This window comes from Micromonospora sp. bgisy143 (assembly GCF_057708145.1).
Genome location: NZ_JBYIRN010000020.1, coordinates 89,026 through 106,629 on the forward strand (window position 1 = coordinate 89,026; position 17,604 = coordinate 106,629).

The following is a 17,604-nucleotide window of genomic DNA, read 5'->3' on the forward strand; positions in this document are numbered from 1 at the left end:
GGTGCGTCGTACGTGGCAGCCGTCTGCGGCCGCCGCGGCAGGGCGAAGAGCCTCCGACTGCCGGACGACCGACGGTCGACGCGGCGACAGGATCGAACGAGACAGCACGACGTCCGAGAAGGAGAAGCACATGTCGGTGTTCACCGCTGCCGCGTCCGCCCTGGTCGAAGGGTTCGCCGCCCCTGACCAGCAGTTGGCGGCCACGGTCACCACCATGAGCGCCGGGCGGCTCGGGGCCAGCCTGGGCGGCCTGCTGGGCCTGGCGGGGGTGATCGTCGGCGCGTTGGCCCTGGCCCGCCCGAGCAGCCGCGTCGGCACCGGCAGCGGACCGCTCGGCGCGACCGTGGCCCTGGCCGCCGGGCTGATCGGCGTCGCCCTCGGGGCGCTGGTGGTGGCGACCTCCGACAGCGGGATCGGCACCGGCAACGGTCGGGGCGGGGCGTACGTGGCCCTGGTGGTGGGGTCCGCCGCGCTGGTCCTCGGTGGTCTCGCGCTGCGCCGTACCCGCGCCTGACGGGCGGCCCGTCCTGCTCCCCCGTGGAGCAGGACGGGCGATCAGCAGCGGTCAGGCGCGCCGTGCGCCCCTGCGGAAGCCCACGATCACGACCGCACCCACCACCAGGTGCATCAGGACGAGGGCGGCCCTGGTGCCGGCCGAGGCGCCGACCAGGGATGCCGGCACGAGCGACAGCACGAGGACGGTGAGAGCGATCCCCGTCCAGATCCTCCTGGCGCGCGCCGAGAAGCGTTCGAGCACCGCGAGCAGGCCCCAGCCGAGCAGCGCCGCGATCGCGGCGTTCAGGACGACGGCGAGCACCGTGACATCCTGCGGGCCGGCGCCCTGGTCGACGGTGAGCTGCGCACCGGAGAGGGTCGCGATCGACCACACGGCCACGGCGGCGAGCACGGCGACCACGACGGCGACGGCCCGGTCGCGTATCGGCGAGGCGCCGTCGACGGCACGGGGAACAGAGGCTTCCGTAGACATCAGAGGTGACTCCTTAATGGAGGGGACGCGCTGTCGAGATCGAACCGTATCAGAAGGTTCCGTTCTTTACTATCTCGTTCTTAACTTCTTTCGGTGCGGCGATGCTCCGCTACGAGATAGTTCGAATCACGAACCAGTTGCTAGGCTGCCGCCATGACCACCGGCACCTCCGGGCCCGATGCCGTGACACCGGACCTGATGTTCCTGATGTCCTGGGCCACCCACGCGCTGGCTCAGGAACACGCCGCCGCCCTCTCCGGCCTGGGCATCTCGACGCGTGCCTACTGCGTGCTCGATCGCGGCAGCACCGGCGAGTTCACCCAGAGCCAGCTCGGCGAGATGTGCGGCATCGACAAGACGACGATGGTCGTCACCCTCGACGAGCTGGAACGCGCCGGCCTGGTCGGGCGTCGCACCTCGACGACCGACCGACGCGCCCGCATCGTCACCGTCACGCCGGACGGCGAGCGGCTGGTCGCCACGGCGCGGCAGATCGTCGCGGGACTCCAGGGCGACATCCTCGCCACGGTCCCGTCGCGCGACCGCGCGATCTTCCTGGACGTGCTCGGCCGGCTGGTCGAGGGCCGACTGTCGACATTCGTGCAGACCGACCGCCCCGCCCGCAGGCGATCCTCCCGGGCAGCCTGACCTCGATCGGGGAGCATGCCCAGGTGAGTTCGGACCAGCTCCTCGTCACGCTGGACCGCGCCAGCGCGGTGCCGTTGCAGCAGCAACTCTGCGACCAGATCAGCTCGTCCGTCCGCGCCGGCCGGCTGCGTCCCGGCGACACGGTGCCGCCCAGCCGCGAGCTGGCGCACCAGCTCGGGGTCTCCCGGACGGTGGTGACCCGCGCCTACGAACTGCTGCGCGCCAACGGGGTGCTCACGTCCCGGCGTGGCTCCGGCACACGCGTCAGCGCCGCCCCGACGGGCACGTCACCGGCCATCCCCCGCGCCACCCGCGCACATCTGCGGCCCGAGCCCCCACTGCCCACCGACGCCGGCAGTCCCCTCTGGAAACCGTGGGAGCCGGCGCCGATGCACCGGCCGGACGGCACGTACGACTTCCGGCACGGCACCCCGGCGCTGGCCAGCTTCCCGGTGACCCGGTGGCGGCAGTCGCTCGCCGACGCGGTCAGCCGGGCCGACGCGGTGGCGTTGGGCTACGGCCCGGCCGAGGGTTCCCCGTCGTTGCGTACCCAGATCACCGCCCTGCTGCGACGCAGCCGGGCGTTGGACGCCCGGCGCGAGGACACGGTGGTGACCAGCGGCGCGACCCAGGCCATGGACATCCTGGTCCGGCTGCTCGTCGGCCCGGACGACGTGGTGGTGATCGAGGACCCGAGCCACACCGTGCTGCGGCAGATCTTCGGCTACTCGCGGGCCGCCGTGGTGCCGGTGCCGGTCGACGAGGAGGGCCTACGGGTCGACGAGATCGACTGCCGGGTCCGCGCGCACGGCCTCGACCCGGCCCGGGTACGCCTCGTCTACGTCACCCCGTCGCACCAGTTCCCGACCGGGTTCATCATGTCCGACCGGCGACGGCGGGCGTTGCTGCGCTGGGCCCGCGAGCACGCGGCGACGGTGCTGGAGGACGACTACCACAACGAGTTCACCTTCGCCGAGGAGCGGCTCCCGTCGCTGGCCGCCGACCGGCAGGACGCGGACGTGGTCTACGTCGGCAGCTTCAGCAAGACCCTCTTCCCGTCGCTGCGCATCGGGTACGCGGTGTTGCCGCCGCACCTCGTCCGGTCGTTCCTGGGCGTCAAGTGGATCACCGACCGGCTGACCCCGACGGTGACCCAGGAGGCGCTGGCCGAGTTCATCTCCTCCGGCGCGTACGCCCGGCACATCGGCCGGATGGACCGCCTCTACCGGCAGCGACGCGCCCGCCTGCTGGAGTCGCTGTACGAGCACTTCGGCGCCGGGGTGCGGATCTCCGGCACGGCGGCCGGGCTGCACGTACTGGTGACCCTGGGCGGCGCGCCCGACGTCGACGAGGCCGAGATCGTGCGCGCCGCCGCCGCGCGCGGCGTCCGGGTCTACCCCGCCTCGGGCTACTTCGTCACCCGACCGCCGACCGAACCGACCTTCCTGATCGGGTACGCGGCGCTGCCCACCGCCCGGATCACCGAGGGAGTGGCGCTGCTGGCCGCCGCGGTGCGGGACGTGACGGCTCGGTGAAGCGGGGCCGGCGGAACCGGGCGCTCTGGGCGTACGGGACGGTGCAGTCGAACACCGCCTTGGCCGTGCGCCCGTCGGCGGAGAGCGCAGGCGAGTAGCCGGTGTGCTGGCTCGGGTCCAGGGGGAAGCCCTCCCGGTCCGGCAGCACGACCAGATCCTGGTCGGCCTGGAAGCGGGTGACCATGGCCCACCACAGGTCCTGGTCGGACTCGATGTCGACGTCCTCGCCCACGCACAGCACCAGCTTGGCCATCCGGAACTGCTCCAGCACCGCCTCGGCGGCGGCGCGCACCGCGAGGTCGTCCTCGGGGCCGCGCTTGGCCGGCCACTGGAGCACGACCATGAGCTGACCACCGCCGGCGGTGTGGCAGTGCGCCGCGAGCGCCGGTGTTCCCCGCCGCCGCAGCACGTCCAGCACGGCGGCCTCCATCCCGAAGCCGAGCAGGATCGACTGCTCGTGCCCGGGCCCGGAGACCGCCTGCAGGATCGGGCTCTCCCGGGCGGTGATCCCGGTGACCCGGATCAGCGGCAGCGAGGGGTTGGCCCGGCCCTGGTAGCCGAGGAACTCCGGCGTGGCGACCGTGCCGTGCGCGCTCTCCGGCGCGTGGTCGGCCAGCAGCTCACCCTCGATGACGTACTCGGCGTGGGCGATGAACTCGGCGTCCACCGTGGCGCAGGGCAGCAGCTCCACCGGGTGGCCGGCGAGCGCGCCGGCCACCGCCAGCTCGTCGAGGTCCGACGGGACCAGCGAGGTCGGGCAGCACGACGAGAGCAGCACCGCCGGGCTCAGTCCGAGATGGATCGCCACCGGCAGCGCGCGACCCCGGCGCAGGGCGGCCTGGTACGCGAGTTCCAGGTCCCGCCCCGGCACCATCCAGATGGTCAGCGTGTCGGGCCCCTGCACGCACATCCGGTGCACGGACAGGTTGCGGACCCCGGTGTCCGGGTCGGTGGCGAGCACCGCGCCGAGAGTCAGGTAGGGCCCGGCGTCCTCGTCGGTGAGGACCGGCACCGGCAGCGCGGTCAGGTCCCGAGGCAGGACCTCGCGCGGCCAGCGGGAGGCGTCGACGGCGGGCACCGCCGGTCGGGGCGCGGCCACCGCGTCGAGCAGCCGGTGGGGCAGTTCCGCGGGCGTGCAGCCGAGGAGGCCGGCGGCGCGTCGACGGGTGCCGTAGAGGCCCATCAGCACCGCCCGGGTGGGGCCGTCGTCGGGGCGTACCCGGTCGAAGAGCACGGCCGGCCCGGCGCCGGTGGGCGGGGCGGCCGGCGCGCCCGCCCACCGGGCGTAGTGGGCGGACACGCCGTACCGGGCGGGCAGCTCGGTGCCGACCCGCACCAGCTCGCCCGGGAGCGGGTCGAGGCTGGCCAGGGCGTGCCGCAGGTCGACGGGCGAACGGTGGCTCATCTGGCGTCCGCCGACGCGGCGGCGCGGCGGGCCGCCAGCATGTCGAGCTGCATCAGGGTCAGCTCCTCGATGAGGGCCCGGTACGTGCCGACGGCCACCTCGGGCGGCATGCCCTGCCCGACCGCCAGGCCGTGGATGCGGTCGAGGACCTGCCGCACCCGCTCGGGTGAGCGGACGGTCGCCTCGTCCGTCTTGTGCACGGTCAGCTCCCGCACCACCCGGGTGCGCTCGGCCAGCAGGGCGATGATCTGCCGGTCGAGCCCGTCGATGGCGACCCGCAGCTCGGCGATCCGGGCCGGACCGTCGACGTCGCCGACCGACGCCGACCCGGCCGGCGACGCGACTGGTTGCTGGTCGCTCACGGCTGCGGAACCTCGTCGACCACGAAGACGACGGTGGGTTCGGCGTCGCTGCCCTGGGACCGGTGTTCCTCGTCGTCGGGGATGACGAACCCCATCCCGGGACGGCAGGGCACCGACCGGTCCCGGAAGTGGATGGTGAACTCGCCCTGCAGGACGTAGCCGGTGTGCCCGCGCAGACACCAGTGGTGCTCGTCGAAGCCGGGCGGCAGCTCCAGCAGGCGGAGTCGCTGACCGCCCACGTACGTCATCTTGACCCGGCCCTCGGCGCCCGGCTTGTCCCACCGCTCCCACTCGGTGGCCGGGAAGTCGATGCCGACCGGGGCGGCGACCTGCTCAGTGGACATTCTCGATATCTCCTCTGCTCTGGACGGGTTCGGCGCGGCGGGGCCGCGGGACACGTTCGTTGCGGTCCCGCCGCGGCAGGACCGGGCCACCGCCGATGGGCTGGTGCCGCTTGAGCAGCTGCACCATGTCGAGCATCCGGTGCACCATCCGCTCGAGCGCGTCGACGCCCTCGGCGTCGGTCAGGCCCGGGCTGCCGGTGGTGTTGCGCAGCAGGACGGGGAATCCGCTGCCCACCAGAATCATCCTGTTGAGCAGCAGGTTGTTGACGATCTGGTTGTGCACCGAGGAGTCGCTGTACCGACGCCCGGTGACGATGATGCCGCCGACCTTGTCGGCCAGCGGCCTGGTGAACCGCAGGTAGCCGACGCCCGCCCGCTCGATGAAGACCTGCATGAGGTGGGCGAGACCGAAGCCGTGCACCGGGGCCGCGTAGATCAGCCCGTCGGCGGCGGCCATCTGCTCCACCAGGGCGGGGACGTCGTCGTCCACCCGGCAGGGCAGGGTACGGCTGTTGCAGTCGCCGCACGGGCTGCACGGCGAGATGCGGTGCTCGCGGAGCACGATGGTGCGCAGGGTCGCGCCGCGCTCGGCGATCAGCCGGCCCGCGTACGCGATGGCGTGGTCGGTGTTGCCGCCGGCCCGTTCCGACCCGTTGATGGCGAGGATGGTCGCTGCTTCGCTGTGCAAGGGCACCCCCGGTGCTCGGCGCGGGGGCGGACGCCACGACGGCGCCCACCCCCGACGCGGTCAGTCCGTCAGCTTCCCGGCGAAGTAGTCGATGTAGGCCTGCATGTCGAAGTGACCGTGCCCGGAGAGCGAGAAGACGATCGCCTTGGACTCGCCCGTCTCCCGGCACCGCAGCGCCTCGTCCACCGCCACCCGGACGGCGTGGGTGGACTCCGGCGCCGGCACGATCCCCTCGCTGCGGGCGAAGAGCACACCCGCCTCGAAGCACGCGCTCTGCGGCACCGCCCGGGCCTCGATGAGGTCGATGTCCCGTAGCGCGCTGATGATCGGCGCCATGCCGTGGTAGCGCAGTCCACCGGCGTGGATGGCCGGTGGGCGGAAGTCGTGGCCCAGGGTGTGCATCTTGGTCAGCGGGGTGAGGCCGGCGGTGTCGCCGAAGTCGTAGTCGTAGGTGCCCTGGGTCAGCGACGGGCAGGAGGACGGTTCGACCGCGACGAACCGCACGGTCGGGCCGCCGCCGAGCTGGCGGCGCAGGAACGGCAGGGCCAGGCCGGCGAAGTTGGAGCCACCGCCGGCCGCGCCGATGACGATGTCCGGGTAGTCGTCGGCCATGGCGAGCTGGAGCAGCGCCTCCTGGCCGATGATCGTCTGGTGCATCAGCACCAGGTTGAGCACCGAGCCGAGGGAGTACTTGGCGACGCCGCCGCTGACCATCGCCGCCTCCACCGCCTCGGAGATGGCCAGGCCGAGGCTGCCGGTGGAGTCGGGGTCGGCGGCGAGCGCGGCCCGGCCCGCCTCGGTACGGTCGCTCGGGCTCGCCGTCACCGAGGCGCCGAACGTCTCCATCAGCCCGCGCCGGTACGGCTTCTGGTCGTAGCTGACCCGCACCATGAAGACCTCACAGTCGAGGCCGAAGTAGGTGCAGGCCATGGAGAGCGAGCTGCCCCACTGGCCGGCGCCGGTCTCCGTGGTCAACCGCTGCACGCCGTCGAGCTTGCTGTAGTACGCCTGCGGCACCGCGGTGTTCGGCTTGTGACTGCCGGACGGACTGACCCCTTCGTACTTGAAGTAGATCCGGGCCGGCGTGCCGAGGGCCTTCTCCAGCCGGTGGGCGCGTACGAGCGGGCTGGGCCGCCACTGGCGGTAGATGTCCAGCACCGGCCCGGGGATGTCCACGTCCCGTTCGGTGCTGAACTCCTGCTCGATCATGCCGGTGGCGAAGAGCGGTTCGAGGTCCGCCGGTGTGAGGGGTTCCCGGGTGCCGGGGTGCAGCATCGGGGGCAGTCCCTTGGGCAGGTCGGGAACCACGTTGTACCAGGTCGTCGGGATGTCGCTCTCGGGCAGCACGAACTTCGACGTGGTCATGGCACCTTCCGATGAGGGGTGGGTGGGTGTCAGGGACTCGCGGTGGCCGGTTCGGCGGGCGCCGGCACGGGCCGGACGGCCGGTCGGATTCGCAGCGCCGCGAACGCGACCACACCGACCACCGGGGTCAGCAGGAGGATGAGCAGGACGGGTCGGTGCCCCTGGGTCTGCCACACGAAGCCGAGACCCATCGGTACGACCAACCGGGCGGAGCTGAGCACGAAGGCGTTCAGAGCCATGAAGCTGCTGACCCGCCGTTCCTCGACGTGGTCGGCGATGTAGGTGGGCACCACCACCGAGGCGATGATCTCCCCGAGGGTCCAGACCACCGTGGAGAGCAGGACGGCGGGCAGGGAGAAGGCGAACACCAGGACGGCCATGCCGGCCGACCAGAGCAGGCCGGCCACGACCAGCAGGACCCGGGTGGAGTACGCCTTGATCCGCTTCTCGATCAGCAGGCTGGCGCTGACCACGACGACGCTGTTGATGGTGTAGACCGCGCCGACCACGGCCACCGACGAGTACAGCACGGTGGTGACCGCGAGGGGCAGCGTGTACTCCAGGCCGATCAGCGGTGCGACGTAGCAGAACGAGACCAGCACCAGCAGCGCCACGTCGACGTCCCGGCGCAGGCCGGCCCACCGGGTGGTGGCGACCGGCGCGGCCGTCGGGGCACGGCGGGTCTGCGCGGGTACGAACAGCCAGATGGTGGCCGCCGCGAGCAGGCCGAGCAGGATGTTGCCGGCGAACATCAGCTGGTACGACAGGGCCGCCGCGAATCCGCCGAGCAGCGGGCCGACGCCCATGCCGAGGTTGTTGGCGAGGTAGCTGACCGTGTACGCGAACGGCCGCTCGCCCGGCTCGGTCAGGTCGGCGATCAGCGTGTTCGCCGCCGGGGAGAACATGCCCATCCCGACCAGCGCGACGAAGAGCAGCACCGCGTACGTCCACGTCGGACCGTCGACCACGGCCAGGCCCAGGTAGCCGGCCGCGTTGAGCAGCAGGCTCGAAACCAGCGCCGCGCGGCGGCCGGCCCGGGCGCAGACCGGTCCGCTGAGCAGGCTGCCGGCGAGCAGGCCGGTGCTGCCCACGGAGATCAGCACGCCCGCCTCGCCGGTGCTCAGGTGCCGGCTCTGCACCAGGTAGACCGCGAGCAGCGGGAAGACGAACATGCCGGCCCGGTTGATGAAGGACGCGTAGACCAGCATCCGCAGCGGGCGGGGCAGCGCCCGGAAACGGCTCAACCACATCACGACTCCCCCACCGGTTCGGTGCGCACCTCGAAGGAGTCGCGGATGACTTTGAACCGGGCGCGGACGTCGTCGAAGTCCCGCCCCTCGCAGACGTACCAGCCGAGCACGTCGTTCGAGGCGGTCGGCGCGGCGAGCACGTCACCGACGCTCTTCCACACGTCCGCGTCGCGCACCGCGTCGAGCGCCCGCAACTCCTGCGCCGAGGTGATCGCGGTGATCCGCCCGTACCGGTCGGAGCAGAGGTACTCGGTGCCGATCTCCGGCCCGAGGCCGGCGGCCGGCACGTGCTCCGGGTCCAGTTCGAGCCGGCACCACTCCCCGGCCAGGTTGATCCCCCGTCCGGCCTCGATGGCGGGCACGATGGAACCGCCACCGGCCCGGGCGGCCGCCTCGCCGAAGATCACTTCGCCGTCGTCGCGGAGGAAGAACTCGACGTGCGCCACCCCGGTGCGCATCCCGAACCCGCGCAGCACGGTGGCGCTGGCGGTCAGGATGCGCCGCTCGGCGTCGGTCAGGTCGTGCTTGCGGGAGACCGTCCCGCCGGGCTCGTCGCGGAACTCCAGGACCGAGTACGTGTAGCGGGAGAGCTGTTCGAAGACCACCTCACCGGCGCGCAGCAGCGAGTCGACGTGGTACTCGGCCCCCCGGACGTACTCCTCCACCCGGTAGTCGTGCCGGTCGTCGGCGATCAGCGGCCACGCCCGGGCCAGGTCCTCGGCGGAGTCCACCCGGTGGGTGTCGCCGCAGGCCCAGCCTGCGTACGGCTTGACCACCACCGGCCAGCCCACCTCGGCGGCGAACTCGGCGACCGCCCCGACCGTCTCCGGACGGCACGAGCGGGCCACCGGCACCCCCAGCTCGGTGGCTCGGCGGTGCATGACGTTCTTGTCCCGGAAGGTCAGCGCCTGCTCCGGGTCGAGCCCGTCGATGCCGTGGTCCCGCCGGCAGTGCGCGGCGGTCAGCACGTCACCCTCGAAGAGCGGGAAGATGCGGCGCACCGGGTGCTCGGCGACGATCGTCGCGACGACCGCCCGGACGGCCTCGCGGTCGTCGAGGTCGGCGTGGTAGCAGGGCAGCCCGGCGGTGTCGGCGGACGGCTGCCCGGTCGGCAGCAGCGCGACGGCCGCCACGCCCCGCTCGGCCGCGGCGGCGACCACGGCGCGGAACTGGGCGGCGTACCGCCCGGCCGCCGGGCGGTAGATGACCAGGATCGCGCCGGTCACGGCCGGCCCCGACCGTTGCTGCCCGCCGGGCTCAGCGGTCCGGCGGTACGCAGCACCGCGCTCGTCGCGTCGCGGTCGAGCACCGCCGCCTGCCGTGGGCCGGCGGACATCTGGTCGAGGACGTCGCCGAGGCGGGCCAGCGCGTCCACCACCTCCGCCCGTCCGCCGGGGTGGGCCGACTCGACGGTGAGCAGCAGCGCGTGCGGGCCCAGGTCGGTGCGGACCAGGTGACCCTGCCGCCAGTTCCAGCGCCGCGAGTGGGCCCGCCCGGCGGCGTCGGCGTAGACGACCTCGCCCGGCTCCGGGCGCTCCGGCGCGTCCGGCACGCCCAGGGGCAGGTACGTCTCGGTGCCGTCGGCCGGCCGCACCACGAGGTCGGTGAGGCCGTCGACCGCGCACGAGGCGACCGGCAGCGCCGTGCCGAGCGAGACGGCGTTGCAGAGGTCGACCAGGGCGTTGATCCGGGGCAGCCGGTCACCCTTGGCCACCCGCCGGCTGATCGACTCGGCGGCGCAGGGGAAGCGGTTCGGGTTCACCCCCACCGCCCGGTACGCCTCGCGCCAGGCCGCGATGCCCGGCAGATCGGCCACGCCGGCCTTGTCCAGGCCGGCGGCGTGCAGCGCGTCCTCGGCGGCGGTCAGCAGCGCCGACACGGCGGGAGGCGCCGGTACGACCTCGACCTGCGCCACGGCGAGCACGCCGAGCACGTAGTCCGGCACCGCGGTCAGCACCCGGTCGTCGATGCGGACGGTGAGCGTGGCCGCACCGTCGCTGAGCTGGGTCATCGTGATCCTCGTGAGGTTCGGGTCCGATTGTCCGCCCGACCGTACGCAGCGGGACGACCACCGGTTGTGGCCAATCCGGGGTGATCCGGTGAGGCCAATCCGGATGGCCGCTGCGCGGTCGCCGACGCGTCACGCAGGAAGTTGTCGAAGAGCCGTAGTCCGGCCTCGGTGAGCACGCTCTCCGGATGGAACTGCACCCCCTGCACCGCGAGCGTGTCGTGTCGTACCCCCATCACGTAGCCGTCGTCGGACGACCGGGCGGTGACCCGCAGGGCCGGCGGCACCGGCTCCGCGACGATCAGCGAGTGGTAGCGGGTGACGGTGAGCGGGGCGGGCACGCCCTCGAAGACGCCCCGGCCGTCGTGGGTGACCACGCTGGTCTTGCCGTGCATCAGGTGGCGGGCGACCGCGACCGTCCCCCCGTAGGCGAGGCCGATCGCCTGGTGGCCGAGGCAGACCCCGAGCAGCGGGACCCGGCCGGCGAAGGCGTGCACCAGCTCCACGTGTCCGGACTCGGCGGGGTGGCCGGGCCCGGGGCCGAGCACCACCGCGTCGGGCCGCAGGGCCGCGAGCTGGTCGCTTGTCGCCGAGCGGGAACGGACCACCACGGTCCGCGCGCCGAGGGTGCGCAGGTACTGGTCGATGATGTGGGTGAAGCTGTCGTACGCGTCGACGAGCAGGACCTTCACGACAGCAACTCCCCACCGGTCAGGGCCCAGTAGGTGGGGTTCATCTTGGCCAGCGTCTCGCGCCACTCGTCGCCCGGGACGGAGTCGGCCACCACCCCGGCGGACGCCTGGGTCCGGTAGTGCCGGCCGTCGTGCACGGCGGTACGGATGCAGAGCGCGAGCACCGCGTACCCGCGGACGTCGACCAGCCCGACCGCGCCGGCGTAGACGCCCCGGGGCTCGTCCTCCAGACCGTCGATGATCTCCATGGCCCGCAGTTTCGGGGCGCCGGTCATGGTGCCGGCCGGAAAGGTGGCGCAGATCGCCGCCCACACGTCGGCGTCGTCGGCGAGCTGACCCGAGACGGTCGAGACCAGGTGGTGCACGTACGCGAACGGCTCGACGTCGAACATGCTGTCGACGCTGAGCGTCCCCGGCACGCAGACCCGGCCGATGTCGTTGCGGCACAGGTCGACGAGCATGACGTGCTCGGCCCGCTCCTTCTCGCTCGTCGCCAGCGCGGCGACCCGACGTCGGTCGGCCTCGGGGTCGGCGGCGCGGGGCGCGGTGCCGGCGATCGGGCGCATCGAGAGCCGGCCGTCCCGGACGCGCAGGAACAGCTCCGGGCTCGCCCCGATGACGGTCCGGCCGGCCCACGGCGTCAGGTACATGTACGGCGACGGGTTGCGGTGACGCAGCCGCCGGTAGACCTCCAGCGGCGTGAGCGTCGTCTCCACGTCGATCCGGTGGCCGATCTGGATCTGGTAGCTGTCCCCGACCTCGATGTGTCGCAGGCACTGCTTCACCCGGGCGGCGAACGTCTCCTCGTCCACGGTGTCCCGGATCAGACCCGGCGGCGGGGCGGCCGGCACGCGTGCGAGGTCGGCGGCCTGCCGCTCGGCCAGCTCGGGCAGCCGGGCGATGTCCTCCGGCGGCAGGTGCGGGCCGGTGGCGTGGAGCCGGCGCACCGTGCCGGCGCGCAGATCCCACCAGACGGTGTGCCGGAACAGCGCGAGCGTGCAGCGCGGGATGTCGTCGACCGCCCGGTCGGTCCCGAGCTCGTCCATGTCCCGCGCGGCCTCGTACGCCAGGGTGGTGAGGAAACCGAAGGCGAAGGTGTCGGTGGGGACGGTCGTGCGCACGGCGAACGCCCACTGGATCGCCCGGACGGCGGCCCACACCTCGGGCGGGCCGGCGACCGGCCAGATCCGCGACGTCTCGCGGCGCCGGCCCGGCTCGCCCAGGACGGCGGTGAGCACGGCGGCCAGGGCGTCGCCCAGCGGACCGTCGGCGCTCAGTTCGAGGCGGTCGGCGATGAATCGCACCTCGGCGAGAAGACCCCAGCCGACGGCTGCGGCATACCGGTCCTGAGCTGGACCGTCCAGGCTTTCGAACAGATACGGACCGGGCTGGGAAAGACTGTCGGCAAGTGCCGCGTAGAGCGACAACGGATCGATCGACGGCAGTGTGATAGATGTCACTTGCACCGGAATTGAGCCCATAAATGGTGTACGGGCACCGGCCGACGAATGTGACCGGTTCGACCACGCGGCGCGCTCGGTTGACAATAGGGACACTTGCGGAACCCCCTCTGAACAGCCCGCTGCCACGCCACCGTTGGCGCTGGCCCCACCGACAACGCGGCAGGTCGGGCCCTTCCCCCAGGCGAAAGGACTTCGCACGACCACCCCGGCACCGGCGGCGGGGTCGTCCGCATTGGACACGCTCGGAACGTACGCCCTGATTCGCCGGCCACCGGGCGGTTGCGCACCCGCCCAACACTTTCCACAGGCACCGATCACGCTGTCCATACCACTTCGACGATCTCGGAGCGGACCACTTGCCAATAAATCTAAGCTTGTCAATAGATGTGCAATCCCGGGGAACGCTGGCGGTGCAGCTCCGTAACGCATTCCGGACGCAGATCGAGGAGGGGGCGTTACGCCCCGGCACCCGGGTGCCGTCGAGCCGGCAACTCGCCGCCGATCTCGGCGTGTCCCGCAGTGTGGTCGTCGAGGCGTACGAACAGCTCTGCGCCGAGGGGTACCTCGTCTCCCACCACGGCTCGGGCACCTCCGTGGCGGCCTCGGCCCGGGCGGACGTCGGCTCGGCGCTCACCCCGGACGACCACACACCCGCCCCGACGGTCTGTGACCTGCGCACCGGCAGCCCGCACGACTCGGCGTTCCCCCGGCAGGACTGGATCCGGGCGGTCAGCGCGGTGGTCACCTCGGCCGGCCGTCGCGAGCTGGACTACGCCCCACCGTCCGGCCTGCCAGTCGTGCGGCACACCCTCGCCGGCTACCTGGGCCGGGTACGCGGGGTGCGGACCCGACCCGAACACGTCATGGTCACGTCCGGCTTCGCGCAGGGGCTCGCGCTGCTCTGCCGGGTGCTGCGCGACCGGGGCCACGACACGCTCGCGGTGGAGGACCCGGGACACCCGGGCGAGTGGAGGTTCATCGCCGAGGCCGGGCTGCGGCCGGTGGGCATTCCGGTGGACTCCGACGGCATCCGGGTGGACGCGCTCGCCGCGAGCGGCGCCCGTGCCGTGCTGGTCACCCCGGCCAGCCAGTTCCCCACCGGGGTCACGCTCACCGGACGACGCCGGGCCCAGCTCGTGGCCTGGGCGCAGGAGGTCGACGGCTACGTCGTCGAGGACGACTTCGACGCCGCCCTGGTCGCCCCGGCGCAGCGGATGCCCGCGGTGCAGAGCCTCGCGCCCGACCGGGTGGTCTACGCCGGCAGCGCCAGCAAGGTGCTCACCCCGGCGCTGCGCCTCGGCTGGCTGGCCACCCCCGCCGACCTGACCGCCCCGGTCGAGCGCGTCCGGGCCAGCTGGGACATCGGCTGCTCCGGCCTGGAACAGCTCGCCTTCGCGCGGCTGATCGACACCGGCGCCTTCGACCGGCACCTGCGCCGCCTCGGCGCGGACGTGCAGAAGCGTCGCCAGGCGGTCCGGGACTTCGTCGCCGGGCACCTGCCCGACGTCACCCTCGTCGGTGGAGACGGCGGGCTCCAGGCGTACCTGCTGCTGCCGGCCCGACACCCGGAGGAGGCCCTGGTCCGCGCGGCCCGGCGCCGCTCGGTGCTGGTGCGCGGTGGCCGCTTCTACGCCCTGCGGCCGGACAACCGTCCGCCGGCGCTGGTCCTCGGGTACGCCGGGGTACGCGGCCCGGAGTTGGGGCGCGGCCTGGCCGGGATAGCCGCGGCGTACCGGGAGTCGGCCGGCCGGGGTTGATCAGTCGGCCGGCGCGGCCGGCGTCGGCTCGCGCACCATGAACACGTCGACCGCGTCCTCACTCTCGAGGGTGAACCCGTGCCGCTCGTACAGTCGCCGGGCCGGACTGCCGCTCAGCACGTTCAACCGGACCCGGAAGCCGTCGCGGTCGCACCGGTCGAGCAGCGAGCGCAGCACGGCCGCGCCGATGCCACCGCCCTGCACCTCTGGCGCCAGATAGAAATGCTCCAGCCAGTGGGCATCCTCGCCCGGCCGCAGGGACACGCACCCGGCGAACGCGCCGCCCACCTCGATCAGCCAGGTGTGCGCCGGCGAGAACCCGTCCCGCAGTCGCTGCCGGACCCGCTGCTCGTCGTACCGTCCGAGCCGTTCCAGATCCGGCCGCAGCACCACGGACCGCAACTCGGCCACCGCCTCGACGTCCGCCGTCGACGCCGGCCGAAGCGCCCAGTCCCCCACGAGCGCAAGGCTACGCGGCGCGATCCGGCGCTCGCGTCGCGCTGCCGGCGCACGTGGTCAGGTGGCCCGGACCGCCTCGATGATCGTCTCGGCGACCTCGCTCGCGGCCTGCGGGGCCGCCGCCATCGCGTGCGAACCGCCGGCCACCTCGCGTTGGCCGCGCGGTGCGGCCCGCTCGGCCATGAAGCGGTGTACGGCGACCGGAATGTTCTTGTCGGCGTCACCGAACACGAACCAGCTCGGCAGGGACCGCCAGGCGGGTTCTCCGGTGAGCCCGTCACTCAGGGCCTGCTCGGTGATCGGCCGTTGGGTGCGGGCCATCAGCGAGGCGAGATCGTCCGACACGTCGGCGCAGAACTGGGCGTGGTAGGCGTCCTGACCGATCGCCACGTCGTTGCCCCCGGCCGACAGCGGGTACTGCACGAGCGTGTCCGCGAGCGTGCTGCCGGGGAACTTCGCGTTCAGCGACATCGCGGACTCACCCGTGTCCGGGCACAGCGCGTTGACGTAGACAAGGGCGCGTACCGACGTGTCGCCCGCGGCGGCCTGCGTGATCACCATGCCGCCGTAGGAGTGGCCGACGAGCACGACCGGCCCGCCGATTCCCCGGACGACGTCCCGCACGTACGCGGCGTCGTTCGCGACGCCCCGCAGCGGGTTGGCGGCGGCCACGACGTTGTAAGCGTTGCCCAGCCGCTCGATCACGGCGTTCCAGCTCGACGACTCGGCGAACGCGCCGTGCACCAGAACGACGGTGGGGTCCGCATCGGGCATGACAGGCGCTCCCTCGCTCGTGACGCTGGTCCTCGACCGGCCGTGCCGGTGCGCCTGAGTACCCGCCAGGCGACGGTGAAACCTCCGTTCCGACCGACCGCCCCACCGCCACCCGCACGCGGTCCCGCGCCGCGCGACCCGCCCGGGAACTACCGGAAGACCTTGACACTCGTCGATGTTAGCGCCAACACTGAGGCCGTTACCTGGGCGCAACACTCCCGTCACACATTCCTGTCCACGGGCGTTCGCGCCCTCGCCGGTGTCCCAGATCGACCGCCGGGGGCAGCGTCGACACACGCGGTACCCACACAGCTCACGGAGGACAGATGCCGCTGCCACTTGACCGGGGAACCGCCGCTTCGGGCGCCCCCCGCCGTCGACGGTCGGTGCTGGCCGCGATGCTGATGGCGCTCGCCGTGTCGGCCGGGCTGCCGGTGGCCGGGCCCGCGCAGGCCGCGCCCGCCGTGACCTACACCAACCCGTTGGTCAACCAGCGGGCCGACCCGCACATCTTCCGGCACACCGACGGCTACTACTACCTGACCGCGACCGTGCCGCAGTACGACCGGATCGTCCTGCGCCGCGCGACCACCCTGTCGGGGCTGGCGACGGCACCGGAGACCACGATCTGGAGCCGGCACACCAGCGGCGAGATGGGCGCCCACATCTGGGCCCCGGAGATCCACTTCATCAACAACCGCTGGTACGTCTACTTCGCCGCCGGGCGGACCGATGACGTGTGGCGCATCCGGATGTACGTGCTGGAGAACGCCAACGCGAATCCGCTCACCGGAGGGTGGACCGAACGCGGCCGGATCACGACGCCCTGGGACACCTTCAGCCTGGACGCCTCGACCTTCGTGGCCAACGGGGTGCGCTACCTGACCTGGGCGCAGCAGGAGCCGGGCATCTCCACCAACTCGAACGTCTACCTCGCCCGGATGGGCGCCAACCCGTGGCAGATCACCGGCACCGTGACCCGGCTCGTCGTGCCGACGTACGCCTGGGAGACCCGCGGCTACCGGGTCGCCGAGGGACCGGCGGTCATCCAGCGCAACGGACGCCTCTTCCTGACCTACTCGGCCAGCGCCACCGATGCCAACTACTGCCTCGGGATGCTCAGCGCCTCCGCCACCGCGAACCTGCTCGACGCGGCCTCCTGGAGCAAGAGCCCCAACCCGGTCTTCGCCACCAGCGCGGCCACCGGCCAGTACGGCCCGGGCCACAACTCGTTCACCGTCTCCGAGGACGGACAGAGCGACATCCTGGTCTATCACGACCGGAACTACCGGGACATCAGCGGCGACCCCCTCAACGATCCCAACCGGCGGACCCGGCTCCAGAAGGTCTACTGGAACGCCGACGGCACCCCGAACTTCGGCATCCCGGTGCCCGACGGTGTCACCCCGGTCCGGCTGCGCTCGCACGACCTCACGACCAGCTACGTCCGGCACTACGACTACCGGGCGCGGGTCGAGCCGAACGTGACAAACCTGGCCGACTCCCAGTTCCGCATCGTCAACGGTCTGGCCGGCGGCGGCAGCGTGTCGTTGGAGTCGACCAACTTCCCGGGCTACTACCTGCGCCACTACGGTTTCGCGCTGTCCATCGCGCCCAACGACTCATCGTCGATCTTCGCCGGTGACGCGAGCTTCCAACGCCGATCCGGCCTGGCCGACAGCGCCGGGATCTCGTTGGAGTCACAGAACTACCCGGGCCGCTTCGTGCGCCACCGCGACGGCCTGCTCTACCTGGAGGCGGTCAGTACGAGCGCCGAGCGCGGCTCCGCCACCTTCCACCTGGAATAGCCCCGGCGGGCGGGCCGTATCGCGCCCGCACGCGCCCTGCGACACCGTCGGCCGGTCC

General features: G+C 72.6%; 18 protein-coding genes. 5 read left to right on the forward strand and 13 right to left on the reverse strand.

What is annotated here, in order from left to right; translation table 11 throughout:
* The first annotated feature begins 130 nt into the window (after nucleotides 1-130).
* On the forward strand, nucleotides 131-514 hold the full coding sequence (locus AC3EN4_RS22240) for a DUF6223 family protein (protein ID WP_435207642.1): 384 nt from the start codon (nucleotides 131-133) through the stop codon (nucleotides 512-514).
* Between the two features lie 51 nt (nucleotides 515-565).
* Here AC3EN4_RS22240 and AC3EN4_RS22245 read toward each other — a convergent pair whose 3' ends face one another.
* On the reverse strand, nucleotides 566-988 hold the full coding sequence (locus AC3EN4_RS22245) for a DUF6069 family protein (RefSeq protein WP_435207643.1): 423 nt from the start codon (nucleotides 986-988) through the stop codon (nucleotides 566-568).
* A 153-nt stretch (nucleotides 989-1,141) separates the two neighbouring features.
* On the opposite strand from AC3EN4_RS22245, the gene AC3EN4_RS22250 reads away from it, so the two are divergent.
* Complete coding sequence (locus AC3EN4_RS22250) at nucleotides 1,142-1,636, forward strand: MarR family winged helix-turn-helix transcriptional regulator (RefSeq protein ID WP_435207644.1); 495 nt, start codon at nucleotides 1,142-1,144, stop codon at nucleotides 1,634-1,636.
* A gap of 23 nt (nucleotides 1,637-1,659) precedes the next feature.
* Nucleotides 1,660-3,171 carry a MocR-like pyridoxine biosynthesis transcription factor PdxR gene (gene pdxR / locus AC3EN4_RS22255; RefSeq protein WP_435207645.1) on the forward strand — a complete coding sequence of 504 codons (1,512 nt, stop codon included), beginning with the start codon at nucleotides 1,660-1,662 and terminating at the stop codon, nucleotides 3,169-3,171.
* On the opposite strand, the gene AC3EN4_RS22260 is transcribed toward pdxR (AC3EN4_RS22255), so the two are convergent.
* Genes AC3EN4_RS22260 through AC3EN4_RS22305 form a run of 10 tightly spaced genes read right to left on the reverse strand, consistent with a single transcriptional unit; the run spans nucleotide 3,116 to nucleotide 12,589 of the window.
* Nucleotides 3,116-4,576, reverse strand: a complete 1,461-nt coding sequence (locus AC3EN4_RS22260) for a UbiD family decarboxylase (RefSeq protein WP_435207646.1) — start codon at nucleotides 4,574-4,576, stop codon at nucleotides 3,116-3,118. The genes pdxR (AC3EN4_RS22255) and AC3EN4_RS22260 overlap by 56 nt on opposite strands.
* A complete protein-coding gene (locus AC3EN4_RS22265; protein WP_435207647.1) occupies nucleotides 4,573-4,938 on the reverse strand; it encodes a chorismate mutase in 366 nt (121 codons plus the stop codon). Before AC3EN4_RS22265 ends, AC3EN4_RS22260 begins: the two co-directional genes overlap by 4 nt.
* Nucleotides 4,935-5,282, reverse strand: coding sequence for a cupin domain-containing protein (locus AC3EN4_RS22270; RefSeq protein WP_355050129.1), 348 nt, complete (start codon nucleotides 5,280-5,282; stop codon nucleotides 4,935-4,937). Before AC3EN4_RS22270 ends, AC3EN4_RS22265 begins: the two co-directional genes overlap by 4 nt.
* Complete coding sequence (locus tag AC3EN4_RS22275; RefSeq protein ID WP_422739729.1) at nucleotides 5,272-5,976, reverse strand: flavodoxin family protein; 705 nt, start codon at nucleotides 5,974-5,976, stop codon at nucleotides 5,272-5,274. Before AC3EN4_RS22275 ends, AC3EN4_RS22270 begins: the two co-directional genes overlap by 11 nt.
* A 54-nt stretch (nucleotides 5,977-6,030) precedes the next feature.
* Nucleotides 6,031-7,335 (reverse strand): TrpB-like pyridoxal phosphate-dependent enzyme, encoded by a 1,305-nt coding sequence (locus AC3EN4_RS22280; RefSeq protein WP_435207648.1) that lies wholly within the window; start codon nucleotides 7,333-7,335, stop codon nucleotides 6,031-6,033.
* A gap of 29 nt (nucleotides 7,336-7,364) precedes the next feature.
* A complete protein-coding gene (locus AC3EN4_RS22285; protein ID WP_435207649.1) occupies nucleotides 7,365-8,585 on the reverse strand; it encodes an MFS transporter in 1,221 nt (406 codons plus the stop codon).
* Nucleotides 8,585-9,811 carry an ATP-grasp domain-containing protein gene (locus tag AC3EN4_RS22290; RefSeq protein ID WP_435207650.1) on the reverse strand — a complete coding sequence of 409 codons (1,227 nt, stop codon included), beginning with the start codon at nucleotides 9,809-9,811 and terminating at the stop codon, nucleotides 8,585-8,587. Before AC3EN4_RS22290 ends, AC3EN4_RS22285 begins: the two co-directional genes overlap by 1 nt.
* Nucleotides 9,808-10,596: a B3/B4 domain-containing protein gene (locus tag AC3EN4_RS22295; protein ID WP_435207651.1), complete on the reverse strand. Its 789-nt coding sequence runs from the start codon at nucleotides 10,594-10,596 to the stop codon at nucleotides 9,808-9,810. The genes AC3EN4_RS22290 and AC3EN4_RS22295 overlap by 4 nt, the downstream gene beginning before the upstream one ends.
* Nucleotides 10,593-11,285, reverse strand: coding sequence for an anthranilate synthase component II (locus AC3EN4_RS22300; RefSeq protein ID WP_435207652.1), 693 nt, complete (start codon nucleotides 11,283-11,285; stop codon nucleotides 10,593-10,595). Before AC3EN4_RS22300 ends, AC3EN4_RS22295 begins: the two co-directional genes overlap by 4 nt.
* Nucleotides 11,282-12,589, reverse strand: a complete 1,308-nt coding sequence (locus AC3EN4_RS22305; protein WP_435207653.1) for an anthranilate synthase component I family protein — start codon at nucleotides 12,587-12,589, stop codon at nucleotides 11,282-11,284. The genes AC3EN4_RS22300 and AC3EN4_RS22305 overlap by 4 nt, the downstream gene beginning before the upstream one ends.
* 515 nt (nucleotides 12,590-13,104) lie before the next feature.
* Here AC3EN4_RS22305 and pdxR (AC3EN4_RS22310) point away from each other — a divergent pair.
* The gene (gene pdxR, locus AC3EN4_RS22310) at nucleotides 13,105-14,505 is read left to right on the forward strand and encodes a MocR-like pyridoxine biosynthesis transcription factor PdxR (protein ID WP_435207654.1); all 1,401 of its coding nucleotides are present in this window, start codon (nucleotides 13,105-13,107) and stop codon (nucleotides 14,503-14,505) included.
* On the opposite strand, the gene AC3EN4_RS22315 is transcribed toward pdxR (AC3EN4_RS22310), so the two are convergent.
* Nucleotides 14,506-14,964, reverse strand: coding sequence for a GNAT family N-acetyltransferase (locus AC3EN4_RS22315; RefSeq protein WP_435207655.1), 459 nt, complete (start codon nucleotides 14,962-14,964; stop codon nucleotides 14,506-14,508).
* 57 nt (nucleotides 14,965-15,021) lie between these two features.
* A complete protein-coding gene (locus tag AC3EN4_RS22320) occupies nucleotides 15,022-15,738 on the reverse strand; it encodes an alpha/beta fold hydrolase (protein WP_435207656.1) in 717 nt (238 codons plus the stop codon).
* Between the two features lie 326 nt (nucleotides 15,739-16,064).
* Between AC3EN4_RS22320 and AC3EN4_RS22325 the strand changes: the two genes are divergently transcribed.
* On the forward strand, nucleotides 16,065-17,546 hold the full coding sequence (locus AC3EN4_RS22325) for a family 43 glycosylhydrolase (protein ID WP_435207657.1): 1,482 nt from the start codon (nucleotides 16,065-16,067) through the stop codon (nucleotides 17,544-17,546).
* Nucleotides 17,547-17,604 lie beyond the last annotated feature (58 nt).

What these genes read in the sequence shown, in the direction of transcription:
- AC3EN4_RS22240 (WP_435207642.1), top strand. Translation starts at nt 131, where the DNA reads ATGTCGGTGTTCACCGCTGCCGCGTCCGCCCTGGTCGAAGGGTTCGCC.
- AC3EN4_RS22245 (WP_435207643.1), bottom strand. Translation starts at nt 988, where the DNA reads ATGTCTACGGAAGCCTCTGTTCCCCGTGCCGTCGACGGCGCCTCGCCG.
- AC3EN4_RS22250 (WP_435207644.1), top strand. Translation starts at nt 1,142, where the DNA reads ATGACCACCGGCACCTCCGGGCCCGATGCCGTGACACCGGACCTGATG.
- AC3EN4_RS22260 (WP_435207646.1), bottom strand. Translation starts at nt 4,576, where the DNA reads ATGAGCCACCGTTCGCCCGTCGACCTGCGGCACGCCCTGGCCAGCCTC.
- AC3EN4_RS22270 (WP_355050129.1), bottom strand. Translation starts at nt 5,282, where the DNA reads ATGTCCACTGAGCAGGTCGCCGCCCCGGTCGGCATCGACTTCCCGGCC.
- AC3EN4_RS22280 (WP_435207648.1), bottom strand. Translation starts at nt 7,335, where the DNA reads ATGACCACGTCGAAGTTCGTGCTGCCCGAGAGCGACATCCCGACGACC.
- AC3EN4_RS22285 (WP_435207649.1), bottom strand. Translation starts at nt 8,585, where the DNA reads ATGTGGTTGAGCCGTTTCCGGGCGCTGCCCCGCCCGCTGCGGATGCTG.
- AC3EN4_RS22295 (WP_435207651.1), bottom strand. Translation starts at nt 10,596, where the DNA reads ATGACCCAGCTCAGCGACGGTGCGGCCACGCTCACCGTCCGCATCGAC.
- AC3EN4_RS22320 (WP_435207656.1), bottom strand. Translation starts at nt 15,738, where the DNA reads ATGCCCGATGCGGACCCCACCGTCGTTCTGGTGCACGGCGCGTTCGCC.
- AC3EN4_RS22325 (WP_435207657.1), top strand. Translation starts at nt 16,065, where the DNA reads ATGCCGCTGCCACTTGACCGGGGAACCGCCGCTTCGGGCGCCCCCCGC.